General features: G+C 43.3%; 18 protein-coding genes. All 18 read right to left on the bottom strand.

Annotated features, from left to right (window positions below; all coding sequences use genetic code 11):
• Positions 1–936 carry an AraC family transcriptional regulator gene (locus tag FZC76_RS04605; RefSeq protein WP_148987098.1) on the bottom strand — a complete coding sequence of 312 codons (936 nt, stop codon included), beginning with the start codon at positions 934–936 and terminating at the stop codon, positions 1–3.
• An 83-nt stretch (positions 937–1,019) separates the two neighbouring features.
• Complete coding sequence (locus FZC76_RS04600; protein ID WP_034775002.1) at positions 1,020–1,220, bottom strand: helix-turn-helix domain-containing protein; 201 nt, start codon at positions 1,218–1,220, stop codon at positions 1,020–1,022.
• A gap of 264 nt (positions 1,221–1,484) precedes the next feature.
• Positions 1,485–2,132, bottom strand: a complete 648-nt coding sequence (gene deoC, locus FZC76_RS04595) for a deoxyribose-phosphate aldolase (RefSeq protein ID WP_148987498.1) — start codon at positions 2,130–2,132, stop codon at positions 1,485–1,487.
• A gap of 186 nt (positions 2,133–2,318) precedes the next feature.
• Complete coding sequence (locus FZC76_RS04590; RefSeq protein WP_148987096.1) at positions 2,319–2,582, bottom strand: EutN/CcmL family microcompartment protein; 264 nt, start codon at positions 2,580–2,582, stop codon at positions 2,319–2,321.
• A complete protein-coding gene (gene eutM / locus FZC76_RS04585; RefSeq protein ID WP_148987095.1) occupies positions 2,579–2,854 on the bottom strand; it encodes an ethanolamine utilization microcompartment protein EutM in 276 nt (91 codons plus the stop codon). Before eutM ends, FZC76_RS04590 begins: the two co-directional genes overlap by 4 nt.
• On the bottom strand, positions 2,855–3,139 hold the full coding sequence (locus FZC76_RS04580; protein ID WP_148987094.1) for a EutN/CcmL family microcompartment protein: 285 nt from the start codon (positions 3,137–3,139) through the stop codon (positions 2,855–2,857). It lies immediately after the preceding gene.
• A 15-nt stretch (positions 3,140–3,154) separates the two neighbouring features.
• Positions 3,155–3,610 (bottom strand): RpiB/LacA/LacB family sugar-phosphate isomerase, encoded by a 456-nt coding sequence (locus FZC76_RS04575; RefSeq protein WP_148987093.1) that lies wholly within the window; start codon positions 3,608–3,610, stop codon positions 3,155–3,157.
• A 3-nt stretch (positions 3,611–3,613) separates the two neighbouring features.
• Positions 3,614–4,453: a triose-phosphate isomerase gene (gene tpiA / locus FZC76_RS04570; RefSeq protein ID WP_148987092.1), complete on the bottom strand. Its 840-nt coding sequence runs from the start codon at positions 4,451–4,453 to the stop codon at positions 3,614–3,616.
• 11 nt (positions 4,454–4,464) lie between these two features.
• Positions 4,465–4,743, bottom strand: coding sequence for a BMC domain-containing protein (locus FZC76_RS04565; protein WP_064099827.1), 279 nt, complete (start codon positions 4,741–4,743; stop codon positions 4,465–4,467).
• Between the two features lie 131 nt (positions 4,744–4,874).
• A complete protein-coding gene (locus FZC76_RS04560) occupies positions 4,875–6,308 on the bottom strand; it encodes an aldehyde dehydrogenase family protein (RefSeq protein ID WP_148987091.1) in 1,434 nt (477 codons plus the stop codon).
• A 2-nt stretch (positions 6,309–6,310) separates the two neighbouring features.
• A complete protein-coding gene (locus tag FZC76_RS04555) occupies positions 6,311–6,610 on the bottom strand; it encodes a EutN/CcmL family microcompartment protein (protein WP_148987090.1) in 300 nt (99 codons plus the stop codon).
• Between the two features lie 18 nt (positions 6,611–6,628).
• The gene (locus FZC76_RS04550; protein ID WP_148987089.1) at positions 6,629–7,351 is read right to left on the bottom strand and encodes a hypothetical protein; all 723 of its coding nucleotides are present in this window, start codon (positions 7,349–7,351) and stop codon (positions 6,629–6,631) included.
• Positions 7,329–8,018 carry a phosphate propanoyltransferase gene (locus FZC76_RS04545; RefSeq protein ID WP_187441952.1) on the bottom strand — a complete coding sequence of 230 codons (690 nt, stop codon included), beginning with the start codon at positions 8,016–8,018 and terminating at the stop codon, positions 7,329–7,331. Before FZC76_RS04545 ends, FZC76_RS04550 begins: the two co-directional genes overlap by 23 nt.
• A 7-nt stretch (positions 8,019–8,025) precedes the next feature.
• The gene (locus FZC76_RS04540) at positions 8,026–8,973 is read right to left on the bottom strand and encodes a sugar-binding transcriptional regulator (protein ID WP_148987088.1); all 948 of its coding nucleotides are present in this window, start codon (positions 8,971–8,973) and stop codon (positions 8,026–8,028) included.
• Positions 8,974–9,547: 574 nt separating this feature from the next.
• Entirely contained in the window at positions 9,548–10,498 is a 951-nt protein-coding gene (locus FZC76_RS04535; protein WP_060665728.1) for an ABC transporter permease, read from the bottom strand.
• Between the two features lie 3 nt (positions 10,499–10,501).
• Positions 10,502–11,587 (bottom strand): ABC transporter permease, encoded by a 1,086-nt coding sequence (locus FZC76_RS04530; protein ID WP_148987087.1) that lies wholly within the window; start codon positions 11,585–11,587, stop codon positions 10,502–10,504.
• A complete protein-coding gene (locus tag FZC76_RS04525) occupies positions 11,584–13,107 on the bottom strand; it encodes an ABC transporter ATP-binding protein (RefSeq protein ID WP_148987086.1) in 1,524 nt (507 codons plus the stop codon). Before FZC76_RS04525 ends, FZC76_RS04530 begins: the two co-directional genes overlap by 4 nt.
• Positions 13,108–13,700: 593 nt before the next feature.
• Positions 13,701–14,807 (bottom strand): BMP family lipoprotein, encoded by a 1,107-nt coding sequence (locus FZC76_RS04520; protein ID WP_148987085.1) that lies wholly within the window; start codon positions 14,805–14,807, stop codon positions 13,701–13,703.
• Positions 14,808–14,859 lie beyond the last annotated feature (52 nt).

The raw sequence follows: 14,859 nt of genomic DNA, 5'->3' as shown, positions 1-14,859 counted from the left end.
TTATTTCGGCTCAATGGCTAATGAAATGGCCTTCACTTTAACATCCACTTCCAAGCTGCCTTTTTTAGGTTGTATGGATATAAGTTCCACAGGGTTATCCAAGTATTTATATCCGCTTTTAGGAAGCCAAAAGCTGTATAGCTCCGAGTAGCACTCTATCAGCCTATTCCTTTCCATATAATCTACAGGATCATCGAACTCATAGACTACATGCTTTCCCCCTTTAAACTGATAGGTCACTAGGGTATCATCCATCAACCCATCTACAGCTAGATGACAATCATATCGGCTCATTTCCGCTGGAGTTATATATGGATTATTTTTAGGCACCCCAAACATGAACGTGTTTTCCGTAATAATATCTCGAGCCTTTCCCCAATGGTACACGCTCTCCCAAACATCGGGTATCCCTTGTGTGTATGGGCCGACATTTTGTCTTTTTACAGTTGTGCAGAAAGGAAACTCCATAATCTTCACTTTTTCAAGATCGAGCCATTGGAACTTATTATATCCCTTGATGATCTGCTGTTCTTGCTCCATGTTGCGAAGCTGTTTAGATTTCTTGCTATTATCTGCATATTCTCGTGGGAATCTCTCTAAATAGGCACCTTCCCTCCATTTAGTGGGACTGCATTGAAAAAATGTATGAAAGGAGGTTGTGAAGTAAGAAAGAGAAGTAAAGCCACTCATGAACGCAATTTGCGTAATAGGTATGCTATGTTCATATATTAAAAGATGCGCAGCCTTTTCCATTCTAAGTCGCTTTACATAGTTAGCTGGAGTTTCCCCAACATGAGCTTTAAAAAGTCGTTGAAAGTGAAAGGGAGAGTAAGTAGAGATGGATGCAAGCTCTTCAAGACTCAGGGAGCTTTCTAGATTATTTTCTATGTATTCTACTATTTGATTTATCAGTTTCTCTTGTTCTGAAGTATGCATTTTATTCTCCTTAGCAGGGTCTTCTTACATCTATTATAACCAAAGGAAAGGAACCGAATAAACATCCGGTTCCTTTCCTTTGGTTATATGGACATATCTCCTACAGCGAAAGAGCATCGTAACACTTCAGAGAGTTTATGTAAGGTTGATACCTGCACATCCAAAGTTCCAGCTTCTATTGCAGCGATGGTGTCTGCCGGCAGTCCTGTTAGCATCGCAAGTTGATCAATTTCTATCTCTTGTCTTGTTCTTGCATTCTTTAGTTGATTTCCAATATGTTTCACCCTAATCCCCCTCTGGAACTCTTAATAATTGAAAGCGTTTGCATATAATTATATTATAATAGTTTGAATTTTACAATATTAAAGTTGTCTTCATTTACACTGCTGGAGCCTCCTCGGCTTTGCCTGTGGGGTCTCCACCTAGCGCTATCTCCCTAAGGGGTCTTCGCCATGTGCTCCAATCACCAGCTAGGTTACCTCATAATTTCTAAAAACAACAGGATGCCAAGGAGACTATCCAAAAGCATCCTGTTATCTTATTTAAGCTTAGTATCCAGTTCCTTTGCCGCCTGTTACGATGGCGATTCCGGAGCTAGCACCTATTCTAGTTGCACCCGCCTGAACCAGCTTCCTTGCCGTATCCAAGTCACGTACGCATGCAGAGGCTTTAACGCCCATATCAGGTCCGACTGCTTCGCGCATAAGCTTGATGTCCTCAGCTGTTGCACAGCCTGGTCCGAATCCTGTGGAAGTTTTGACGAAATCTGCTCCAGCCATTTTTGCTAGAATACAAGCTTTCTTCTTTTCTTCTGTTTCCAAAAGACCAGTTTCGATGATGACCTTAACTGGTGCATAGCCCTTAGCAGCAAGCACTACTGCTTCGATGTCCTTTTTGACCGTTTCAAAGTCACCTGATTTAAGGGCACCTATGTTCATAACCATGTCAATTTCCGTTGCGCCACTTGCGATGGCATCACGTGTCTCGGAAACTTTCACAAAACTGTTGGTAGCACCCAGCGGAAAGCCGACTACCGTTGTAATACCTACATTAGAACCCTTCAATTCTTGAGCAGCTGTGGAAACCCAGTAAGGATTCACACATACTGTTGCAAAATTGTATTCTTTTGCTTCCTCACAAAGCTTGACCACCTGCTCTTTTGTGCTTTCCGGCTTTAGTAGCGTATGGTCAATCATTCTGGCGATAGAAGGTCCTGTGATGAGGTTGGATGATGTGTTTGTAAAAGAATTTCCATTTGATGAAGTTGTATTGGAAGCTGCAGGTTTACCTTCTGCCAGCTGTTGTTTATTCGTCAGTTGTTCCATGATTTGATTCGTAATTTGTTCCACCAATGCTTCCATTTGCATTGTGTTCACCTCGCATTATATTAATCGGTCGACAATCCCGGCAATGACGGCATCAAAAGAACCTTTTGGATCTCCTAATATATCTCTTGCCGCTCCACCTTCTTCTAGTATGAGCACATAGTCGCCAACTCCTGCGTGAAAGCGATCGAAGGCTATCATGGCATCGCCACACTCCTTGCCGCTCGCATCTACAGGAATAACGACCATAAGCTTTTTGTTTTGATGACTTGGTGTTTTAATCGTCGAAACGACATTTCCAACGACTTTTGCTAGCTTCATAGATTGGTAGGAAGGATTTTTTCGATATCGGAATGTGGTCTTGGAATAACATGAACGGATAAGAATTCGCCAACACGTTGCGCTGCATCTGCTCCTGCTTCTGTTGCCGCTTTAACAGCTCCTACATCTCCGCGTACCATGACAGTGATTAAACCGCCGCCAACTTGAACTTTTCCTACTAATGATACATTTGCTGCCTTCATCATAGCGTCTGCTGCTTCAATTGCCCCTACTAGACCTTTTGTTTCAATCATTCCTAATGCGTTGCTCATTTATATTTCCTCCATTCGTTTTACGTTGTAATAGTCAATGATTCCAAGTATTCCTGCGTCTGATGCAACGAGGTCTTTGTTCAATGGCAGAGAGGATTCCCTGCTTTTTGCAAGATAAACAAGGTCCCCTTCTCCTGATTGACCGATTGTGTCAATAGCAACAAGTGGTTTACCTTTATCCTGCAGCTGATCATCTACTGGTTGGACGATTAGCAGCTTCAACCCTCTTAAGTTCTCGTCTTTATGGGTACAGATCATATTGCCAATCACTTTTGCTACGAACATGTATTAACCCTGCTTTCAGCGTTTGATAAAACGACTTTCTATTTCCATTACTTTTGTGACGCGACGATCGTGGCGACCGCCTGCGAAATCAGTTTCCAGCCATTTTTTCACCAATTGCTTGGCAAGGCCTTCCCCGATGAACTGGCCACCGATGGATAAAACGTTGGCATTATTGTGTTCACGGCTGTTAATGACAGAGGACAAATCCCAGCAGACCGCTCCCCGGACACCCGGTATCTTGTTTAAAACCATGCCGCTCCCAATACCAACTCCGTCAATCATGATGCCGACATAATCTGGATTGGTCGCGACACACTCGCCAACTAAGAATGCGATGTCCGGATAATCCACCGATTCTTTCGCTTTGCATCCAAAATCAAGGTACTCATACCCCAGTTCCGTCAAATAGCCTTTTAACGCTTCTTTCAACTCGTATCCACCATGGTCGCTACCGATTGCAACTTTTTTCATTTTCTACGCTCCTTTGGCAAATACAGCGATTATTTTCTGAAAAGAATCTACCTGTAAGCTTGCACCGCCGACAAGGACTCCATCGATGTCGTCCATTGCCGCGAACTCTTGGGCATTATTCTCATTTACAGATCCACCATATAAAATGCTGACTTTCTCGGCATTCCGCTTATCGATATGAGCTAGCACGGCACGGATATATGCATGGATACGTTGCGCTTCCTCCGCTGTTGCGGATTCCCCTGTTCCAATTGCCCAAACCGGCTCATATGCGAATATCACCTGAGATACATCGATTCCATCCATGGCGCCGAGTATCTGTGTGGTCAAGACCTTTTCTGTTTGGTTCTGTTGTTTTTGTTCTAAAGTTTCCCCCATACAGATGATAGGGGTCAGACCCCTTTTTAAGGCTTGTTTTGCTTTTTGGTTCACAGTTGCATCATCTTCTTGTGCATATTGCCTTCTTTCAGAATGTCCGATGATGCAATAGGAGCAGCCTATATCTTTTAACAGGTTTGCTGCTGATTCGCCTGTGTAGGCTCCTTTATCTTCTTGGTGAACATTTTGGGCACCAATTTGTATCTCTTTATTCTGTCCTTGTACGTATAGCTTGGCCGGATACAGGAGTGGGGCAGGTGGGCAAACCACCACTTCCACTCCTGTTCCTTCTTTAAGCTGCTGTAAAAACTCCAGTGTTTCCTTAATGTTCTTGTTCATTTTCCAATTGGCGATGACGTATTGCTTCCTGCCGGTACTCGATGGCAAGTTGCTCAGGGAACTCGCGGATTGCTGTACTGCCTCTTGGACAAGTTGTCTAATATAGGCTTTTATGGATTGATCCATCCTACTCTACCTTATTTCGCTGCCGGTAAGATTCCGTTTACTTCGGAGTTTGGACGTGGGATTACGTGTACAGATACCAGGTTTCCAACTCTTCCTGCTGCATCTGCTCCCGCTTCTGTTGCTGCTTTAACCGCGCCTACATCCCCGCGAACCATTACAGTTACAAGACCGCCGCCTACGAATTCTTTTCCTACAAGTGTTACGTTTGCTGCTTTTACCATTGCGTCTGCTGCTTCGATTGCCCCGATAAGACCTTTTGTTTCGATCATTCCTAATGCTTCTTGACTCATTTGAATTCCTCCTATTGGTTGTTTAATAGTTTTAGATTTTGAATTGGATTGCTTTTTCACTTTTTTAGGTGGTTCCACAGGCTGTCCCTCTTGAGGTAGTTCATTCAGTTCTGCCATTTTTCATCCCCCTCCTAAATGATTCTTAAGCCGTCTACCAGCACGCAGCGTCTTTGGCGGGTGAAGGTTTTGGCTGACGTCAGCCCTTCTCCCGTAGGACCTGCGATGGTAAGAGTGGTAAACCCTTCACTCTGGTAGCCAAGACCTGCAACAGATGGACCGTTTTTCACAAAAATAGTCGCTTGAATTTCTTTTGCCATCTTTGTCAGGTTGGTGACATTCTGAGAATGCATGATTGCAGTGTGTCGGTTGCCTTTTTCAGCTTTCACCGCCAGGCTGATTGCTTTATCTACATCGGATACTCTCACGACAGGCAAGATTGGCATTAACATTTCCGTGTGTACCAATGGGTGATCTTCCTTTGTTTCGGCAATGATGAGCTTTACATTTGCGTCTGCCCTGATGCCTGCCGCTTCTAAGAGTACGGAAGCGTTCTTTCCGATAAAATCGCGGTTTGGATAGTATTTATCGCCTTTTTTGACCAGCACTTTTTCCAGAAGCTTGTCCAGCTGGTAGCCTTTCAGTTCGATGGCACCATTTTTAGTCATCTCGCTTTTTAAGGTGTTGGCTACGTTTTCGACAACAAACACTTCTTTTTCAGCGGTACAAAGGACATTGTTGTCAAAGCTTGCGCCCGTTACGATGTCTTTTGCAGCCTTGGAGATGATTGCTGTTTCATCTACGACCACCGGTGGGTTCCCAGGACCTGCAGCGATTACTTTTTTCCCGGCACTCATGGCCGCCTGTACTACAATTCCACCTCCTGTAACGACTAACGCCTTTACTTTCGGGTGCTTCATCACTTCGTTTGATGTCTCAATATTGGGATTAGTAACAGAAGTGAGTGTGTTGGCTGGCCCTCCTGCTGCCACAATTGCTTCGTTCAAAAGCTGCATCGTTTTAATGGATACTTGCTTGGCGCTTGGGTGTGGGTTGAAAACCACTGCGTTCCCTGCCGCTACTAGAGAAATAGAGTTGTTGATGATTGTTGCTGCTGGGTTGGTGGATGGCGTGATGGCACCATATACGCCAACTGGTGAATATTCGACAAGGGTCAGACCCCCGTCTCCTGAGTAGGTGGTTGCTACAATGTCTTCCACCCCTGGCGTCTTATTGGCAGCCAAAAGATTCTTCGCCACCTTATCATCCACACGCCCAAGCCCTGTTTCATTCACTGCAAGTTCTGCCAGCGCTTTCGCGTGCTCTCGGCTTACTTCCCGCATCTTTTCGATCATATTCTTTCTTGTTTCAAGTGAAGTTGCTCTCAGTTTGTCCCATGCTTCTGTTGCAGCTTCTGCCGCTTCATCGACGGTTTGGAACACGCCATTTCCAAGTGGAACTTCGCTGTTTCCCTGTTCCTTGAAAGATGAAGGCTGCTTGCTTTCATTACCAAGCTGAGCAAGCACTTGAGCAACCATTTCCTTTATGTCGCTTTCCTTTATCTGCATAGTTAATTACCTCCTTTTGAAAAGGTCAAGGAGCCGTTAAGCTCAATCTGATCCACGATTCCCACGATGGCCGCGTCGACCGGTACCCCGTTCGTTATTTCCGTCTGTCTCGCAGAACTTCCGCTTACGATCAGTACTACTTCACCCACGCCAGAGCCAACGGTGTCGATGGCAACAATGGGTTTGCCGTCTTCTTTGATGCTTTTCATGTCTAGTGGAGTGACGATTAGTAGTTTTTTGCCTTTTAGTTTTTCCGCTTTGGTGGTAGCAACGATGGAGCCTGTCACTTTTGCTATGATCATGAGTGCGTTGCCTCCTTTCTAGGAGTGTTCTTTCTCAATATGAATCTTGAGCTCCCTTGCCATGTCTTTGGCGACTGGTGTGATTTTGCTTTTCTTTGGAACGGTGATGGTCTTTATGTTTCCTCTTGCCGCATGTTCAATATGCTTGGCCAAGATAAGCGGTTGCTTTTCCTTGTACTGCTGATGCTGTTCTTTTGCTGTGCGTACAAGCTGATTCAACGGTACCCATTTCACATGATCTTTTTGAGTGGTGCGTAGGTACCCTTGCAATTTTTCCTGAACGGAATGCGGTGCAAGAATCTGTTGGTATACCCCAAGCTCGACTTCGTTGTTGGCGATGACAATCGGTTTTCCTAACAACTGAAACTGAATCGCTGTGTGGGACGTTGAATCGTCATCCACCATTAATGCAAGCTTTGATACTAGTTGGAAAGAGGCAACTGGGAGGATAAGCAGGTCTGTTGTATTCCAGAGATTCTCTAATTCTCGGTGATTTGCTTGATCCAAAGACAAAACATCTTGCTCTCCATCAAGTTGTTCCTCCCAATCCTTTGATGCTACTAATTTCACTGCAAAGGATTGTTTGATTTCCGTAACCGCTTTCAAAATTAGTTCTGGATTACTAGAGTGATAATTTAAAAGAACGGTTATGGTCGGCATTTTCTCCCCGTTACCCTGCCCGGACATGTACGCTTTGACCGCCTGCCTGACAAGCTCCTTAACTTTTTCCTGTACATCCACAGCCACAACCTCCCTCCGTATCTGGAGAACATTTAATGGCCGTGATTTCGCCTAGCTGACCATTTTTTATATTGGCAGCATTCGCCTCATCGAGATCGATGTGCATTTCCAGCCTGTATTTTGGAGAGATCCTAATTAGAACATTGGTGTATGTGACGCCCCGTGGACCATCCACTTTAATGTCCACCATATCCCCGTCTTTCACACCAAATCTCTCCCCATCATCTGGGTGCATATGAATATGTCGGGAGGCACAAATCAATCCTTCGTCTATCTTCAATTGTCCTCTTGGCCCCATGAGAGTGATTGGCCCTGATCCCTCTAACTCTCCAGACTGGCGAATTGGAGGTGTTACCCCTAATGTAAACCCGTCAAAAAGTGAAATTTCCACTTGGGTTTTGCCCCGCGCCGGGCCTAATACCCGTACGTTTGGGATTCTCCCTTTTGGACCAATGAGTGTTACTGTTTCTTTCGCAGCAAACTGGTTGGGTTGTGAGAGCTCCTTCAACTTTTTTAGTTCATAGCCCCGCCCGAATAGCCGTTCCACATGCTCAGGAGACAAGTGGACATGCCGGTTGGATACAGCAATCGGGACCTGTTTCTTAGCTGTTTGCATGGTGTTTTGAACCACCTCTTGCACCAGCGCCTTTATCGTTGCTCGATCCATGATTTTATCACTCCCCCATTTCCAACAAAGCTTTGGCTGTATACTGATCGGTTATGAGGACATTGGCATATTTACCGTTGAGTGCCCCCAATATGCCTTCCAACTTTTTATTTCCCCCTGCAACAAGAATGCTATATTCTTTTTCAGCAAGTTGGGAAAGCTCAATTCCAATAGTTCGTTCGTTCAATGATTGATTACTGATGTGTCCGTTTATATCGATGAACCGTGAGCAGATGTCTGCCACTGTTTCGTTGTTCTTTAACGTTTCCACATCACTGTCTAAAAAGTAACCTGCTCTCATCAAAGTGGATTGCTCCCCAGCTTCCCCTACTGTGTAAATAGCGATATTCGCCTTTTTCCCAAGCTCTAGAACCTTATTAATATGGCGGTCAGCGACTATTGCCTGCTTCACGACAGGATGGTCCACTACTGCCGGCACAGGCAAAAAGTGTGGTGTAGTATGGAAAGCCGTTGCCAGTCCATTAATAATGTCAGAGGCGTGTGTATTTAATTCCGAATAACTGACGCCGCCATTCAATTGCACAATTTCTACATCATGCACACTTTTAGGCTTAAGCTGCTGAGATAATTGGTAGAGTGTTGTGCCCCAAGTGATTCCGATCGTATCACCCGTTTTGACGATGCTGTATAAATACTCTGCTGCCGCCTCACAGATTTTCTGTTTAATATGACTATCTTCATAAGCAGGTACGGATGCAACCACGCAATCTTTCAGCTTATATCTTTCCATGAGTTGAGAAGCCAGCCCATTCACATCTTCTGTTGGATCGGAAATCTTGATATGTACAACCCCATCTTGTTTCGCCTGATCAAGAAGACGGGATACGGTAGGGCGAGATACACCAAGCTTCTTGGCAATCTCTTGCTGGCTATAATTAAAGAGATAATACATTTTAGCCACTTCTACCAAACGGGCTATCTTTTCATTTTGCATACTCACTTCACCCGATTTTCAAATTATGTTCATAGTAGGTGTACAAAATTGCTTAGAATCATGGTGATTCTTGTAGAATGATGTTCTTAATCTAAGCATATTTGCAATTTGATGAACTTTTGTAAATTTATGTTTGAACATATGTTAATTTAATTATAAACCCGGAGAAAATTCTGTCAACATATTTTATTTCAAATAGTCAGATATGTAAGCGTTTAACAATTGTTTTGTTTAACTTATGTTTTAGTGTAAGAGTTGTTAGAATAAACTCAATTTGACATATTTTAGAGCTAGAACATTTAAATTATTTCGAAAATCCCCCCCCATTAATCATAAAATATCCGAATCTGTATTCAAAAACTATATACTGTCCAAACTCGCCTATTTACTGTCCGTATTAAGGGAAATACAGTTCAAAATTTTTAAATACATGCCAAACTGTCCCATTTACTGTCCAAACAGACTACAATACATGCCAATCGACAAATGACATCATGATTCAACATATTTATAAAGCAAAAAAAACACGCTCCCCTTAAAAGAGAGCGTGTCTACATATAAAACAAAATCCGATTTATCGTTTTCCAGAATCAAATGGTTCTCCTACAGCTTTTGGAGCTTGAGAGGATTTTGAGAACACGATTAACGCAATTAACGTCACAACGTACGGGAATACCTTCAAAAATACTGGCGGAATGACAGCCAAAGAAGGAATTACCTGTGAAACGTTCGCAACCGTAGTGGCAAAACCGAAGAACAGAGTTGCCGCAAGGATCCCAAGTGGCTTCCACTGTCCGAAGATCAAGGAAGCAAGTGCCAAGAATCCAAGACCTGCAACCGTTCCGTTGAATTCTCCACCAGTTGTTACGATGAAAACTGCTCCTCCTAAACCAGAGAAAGCTCCTGAAATCATAACCCCTATATAACGCATTTTACTTACGCTGATTCCTGCTGCTTCTGCTGCATGTGGATGCTCACCGCAAGAACGAAGACGAAGTCCAAATGGTGTTTTGTACAGCATAAATGCACTAATTAGCAAAATGGCAAGAACAAGCCATGTCGTTGCATACGTTCTAGTGAATAGCAAACTACCAATGACAGGGATATCTGATAAAAATGGAACATTAAATGGTTTTAATGTGCTAATTTGAATGTTTCCGCTTCCTGTAATATTACGAGCCAAGAAGACGGTGATAGCAGCAGCAATCATATTAATGGCTGTACCACTGATAATCTGGTTGGCATGAAGATTAATACTTGCAAACGCATGAAGAAGGGAGAACAATAATCCCATCACGGTAGCAAGTGCTAGCCCGATCCAGATTGCCTTTTGTTGGCCAGGCATCATTTCCTGCATGTTCAAAATGACAAGTGCTCCTGTGAATGCCCCAATGACCATTAATCCTTCTAAACCAATGTTAACAACTCCACTTCGCTCACTGAATAAAGCTCCCAACGCTGTGATCAAAAGAGGGATAGTGAAGATGATTGCGTACGGTGCTATCTGTTGAATCACTGTCCACATACCTTATACCTCCTCCTTCTTCTCAACATTGTTTTGAGTTGCTACTGGTTGTCTATTTTTCTTTTTATTAATAAAGTAGCGAATCATGCGATCTATTAGAATGCTTGTTGCAGCAAAATAGATGATAATAGCAATAATGGAATCTGCAATCTCTGGTGGAATATCTGTCATGGCATTCATAAAGCCGCGACCGGAATATAAAAGGCCGAAGAAAACAGCCGCTAGTAATACCCCGATACCCGTGTTTGCTCCAAGAAGTGCCACGGCAATTCCATCGAAACCTTGTGATGGTAGGATACCAATTTGAATACTTGTCGCATTTCCAGCATAGAATGCCACTCCCCCAAGACCAGCCAAACCACCGGCAATGACCATGGAAGTCACAATACTTCTGTTTACCGCAATCCCAGCGTATTCCGCTGAATCACGGTTAAATCCTACTGCCTTCAACTCATAACCAAGTGTGGTTTTATTGATGATAAAGGAGAAGATAATTACTGCAATTGTAGCGATAAATAAACCAAGGTTAATATAAGACCCGTCAAACATTTCAGTTAAAATTGGTGTACGTAAAGATGCCGATTCTGGTAGCTTTTTGGATTCTGTTTCCAAAAACTCGCCTTTAAAGTAGGCAGGAACCGCATAGTATACTGTCCAGTAGGCAATCCAGTTCATCATAATAGTGGAAACTACTTCATGTACGTTGAATTTTGCCTTTAATAGTCCTGGAATAAAAGCCCAAAGTGCCCCTCCGATAAAACCGGCCGCGACCATCATTACTAATAAAAGTGGTCTGGACATATCAAAAGTCAGTCCGACAGCAACGGCACAAAAACCACCAAAGAGCATTTGCCCCGCCGCTCCGATATTAAACAAGCCGGTACGGAATGCAAAAGCAACCGATAAACCCGTGAAAATAAGTGGCGTTGCTGTTGCTAGCGTATTTCCCATTCTGGACAGGTTTTTCAATCCGCCTTCAAACAAATATTTATATCCTTCCACAGGATTGTTCCCTGTGACTGCCATCAATATCGCACCTGCAATCAAACCGAAAAGGACAGCAAGTAACGAGATTATGCCATTTCTCATTCTTCTTCCCCCTTCATCACGCCTGCCATCATTAGACCAAGTTCGTTCTCGTTTGTTTCCTTTGCATTCACGATTCCAACTAGTTGGCCATTGTTCACAACGGCAATGCGATCTGAAACATTTAATACTTCATCTAATTCCAAGGACACAAGTAAAACAGCCTTCCCTTTATCACGCTGTTCCACTAGTCTTTTGTGGATATATTCAATAGAACCAACATCCAGTCCACGAGTCGGCTGAACGGCAATTAGCAGTGTAGGGTCTAGTTCAATCTCGCGTCCGATTACAGCTTTTTGCTGGTTACCACCTGATAGGGATCTAGCAACGGACTTCCCGCCCTCACCTGAACGAACATCAAAGCTGTTAATAATGTTATCTGCATGTTTTTTAATCGCAGCAAAATTAAGCACGCCACGCTTGGAGTACGGCTCTTTATGGTACAGTTCTAAAACCATATTTTCTTCAATCGTATAATCCAAAACAAGTCCATGCTTATGACGGTCTTCCGGAATATGGGCGATCCCACTTGCGATTCTAGAACGAACCGGCATTTTCGTAATGTCTTTTCCTTCAAAAAGGATGGTACCGGAGTCTGCTGGCTTTAAGCCCGTAATACTCTCTACAATTTCTGCCTGACCATTACCGTCTACTCCTGCTATACCAAGGATTTCGCCTTTTTTCAGCTCTAAGGACATGTTCTTAAGGGCAACTACATCCTTGCCCTTCTTAACCGAAACATTATCCATTTTCAATACGACGTCGCTTGGAGTCGCTTCTGTCTTGTCGACCTTAAAGTTGACTTCACGTCCGACCATCATTTCCGCCATTTGTTCTTTGGACGTTTCCGCCACATTAACCGTGCCAATTGTCTTTCCTCTTCTGATAACCGTACACCTGTCTGCCATCGCTTTAATTTCTTTCAGTTTGTGCGTGATGATGATTATAGATTTACCTTCTGCGATAAGGTTCTTCATAATCTTACCCAGCTCCTCAATTTCCTGAGGAGTAAGTACCGCGGTAGGCTCGTCCAAAATAAGTACGTCCGCTTGACGATAAAGCATCTTTAGAATTTCAACACGTTGTTGCATGCCGACAGAAATGTCTTCGATTTTGGCATGTGGATCCACATTTAAGCCATATTTTTTAGACAGTTCTTCAATTCTTTTGCTGGCCGTTTTCTTATCAAGCACATACATTTTATGCAATTCAGAACCAAGCATGATGTTTTCTGTTACCGTAAAGTTACTGACCAGCTTGAAGTGTTGGTGGACCATCCCGATACCAAGTTTTGTCGCGACATTAGGATTGGCAATTTTCGTTTCCTTGCCATTAATTTTTATAGATCCTCTATCCGGTTGATACATACCGAACAAAATAGCCATCAGTGTTGATTTCCCGGCACCATTTTCTCCAAGAAGGGCGTGAATTTCCCCTTGCTTCAGACGAAGTGTAATATCATCATTGGCAACTATTCCAGTAAACTCTTTCCGGATATTGAGCATCTCCACTACATAGTCCATAGAGTGATTCTCCCTTTTTTGTTTTTGGTTTTTTAGCAAAGGTTGCCGTTTATATGCTGTCCCGTTTCTTTTCGTTGCAGCCACTTGCTTTCATCGGGGAGGGCCGAGAGCCTCCTCGGCTTTGCCAAGGCCACTGAAAAAGTCTTTGAATCTAGATATTGTTTAAACGTCGCTGTGGATTTCCGCAATTGGCTTCGCTTTCCTAGGGGCGCTGCTGGAGCCTCCTCGGCTTCGCCTGCGGGGTCTCCACCTAGCGCTATCTCCCTCAGGAGTCTACGCCTATTGCTCCAATCTACAGCTCGAAAATACAAAATACTAAATAATATCAATTTTTCATTGGCCTTGCTTTGCCCTGGGTCTCTCGTTTCCCTCTATCTCCCGCAGGAGTCAAGTGGCTTCCACTACAATCCACTAACATCCAACACTTTTTAAATCTCGACAAACTTTGCCAAAACAGTTTATTTATCCCAAGAGGACAGACAACTAACCTCTTACATTTGCATTAAAAAAGGCGGGTCACCCCGCCTTTTCTTTATCAATCTGAATCTAGCAAACGAGTTTGCTTTAGAAGATTACGCCAGGTACTGCACGTATTACTTGATCAAATCGCCTTGCTCAGCAGATACTTCTACTTCACCGGATTTGATTAGTTCAAAGATCTCATTAACTTTAGTAGATGTTTCATCGCTTAAGTTTGGATTTTCTTCAGGAAGTCCAACACCATCGTTTTTCGCATCGAATGTAAGTGTTTCTCCACCTGGGAACTCTCCATCGATTTCAGCTTTAATCATATCAGCAGCAGCTGTGTCAATTTTCTTCATTGCAGAAGTTAGGATTACAGATTCACCGTTATCCATTTTACCTTCTTCGTATTGGTCAACGTCTACACCGACCATCCATACTTTGTCTCCGCCTGCTACACGAGTTTTAGCTTCGTTGATTGCCCCAACGCCAACTCCACCCGCAGCTGCGAAGATTACATTTACGCCACGGTCAAACATTGCTCCAGCAATTTGCTGACCTGCAGCTACATCATCAAATGTACCTTGGTACACAACGTTTTCTTCTTTAATGCTTACATTTGTATCTAGGTTTTCATTAGCATACGCAATACCTTGTTGGAAGCCCCAGTTAAACTTTTGAACTGGAGGAATTTCCATACCACCGATGAAACCAGCTTCGCCTTCTTTTAATTCAAGAGCCGTAGCAACACCAGCTAAGAATCCAGCTTCGTGCTCAGCGAAGAAGATAGATACTGTGTTTTCACCTACAACAGGGTTGAAGTCACCATTATGTGGAGATCCATCGATTAAAACGAACTTTGCATCTTCATATTGGCTTTGTGCTTGGAATACCGCTGTTTCAAATTTAAATCCAGGAGTAACAATAAATTTAAAGTCTGCATCATATAAGTTTGTAATTTCTTGCATGTAGTCAGCTTCTGTAGTACCAGCTGGCTTTAAGTATTTCTCTGTAATGCCGAAGTCTTCTTTAGCTTGAAGGATCCCATTCCAAGTTCCTTCATTAAAAGATTTGTCATCAATCGTTCCAGCGTCCGTTACCATTCCGACCATTAAGTCAGAACCGCTGCCATCGCCGGAAGCAGAGTCAGAACTGCCATTATTGTCTGTACCGCAACCTACTAAAAAGATCATCGTTGTTAAAACAGTGACGATCGTTGCAATTAAACCCTTTTTCATGCCATAATTCCCCCAAAATTATAAATTTATAGTAAAGTGAAAACCCTTACTA

Origin of the sequence: Sutcliffiella horikoshii, from assembly GCF_008180725.1 — a bacterium.
Lineage (GTDB): Bacteria > Bacillota > Bacilli > Bacillales > Bacillaceae_I > Sutcliffiella_A > Sutcliffiella_A horikoshii_B.
This window is presented reverse-complemented; position numbering and strand designations above follow the sequence as displayed.